Origin of the sequence: Pelomicrobium sp. G1, from assembly GCF_051905455.1 — a bacterium.
Taxonomy (GTDB): Bacteria; Pseudomonadota; Gammaproteobacteria; order Burkholderiales; family UBA6910; genus Pelomicrobium.
Window position 1 is genome coordinate 1 of the sequence record NZ_JBQACR010000615.1, and the last position, 235, is coordinate 235.

The 235-nt window shown below is 69.8% G+C and carries 1 protein-coding gene; it reads left to right on the forward strand.

The genetic code is table 11. The features are described 5' to 3' along the window. Positions 1–235, forward strand: a 235-nt coding sequence (locus tag ACTFO6_RS19855; protein ID WP_439936004.1) for an ATP-binding cassette domain-containing protein, incomplete at both ends; no start/stop codon positions are given.

Here is a 235-nt window from a genome sequence, read left to right on the forward strand (position 1 = left end):
GCCTACCATCGCCAGCACGGCGCACCGGTGGCGGGGCTTCCCGTCTCGGCCCGGGACCTGCTCGAACTAACCGGCGCCGACCAGGAGAGCCTCCCCGCTTTCCTGCAGCCCCTGCTGCGAGCCCGCCTGGATATCCTTAGCGGCGGCCAGCGCCAGTTCTTCCAGGTATGGGCCTGCCTGGCGGCGCCGGCTGATCTGGTGCTGCTGGACGAGCCCACCAACAACCTGGATCCTC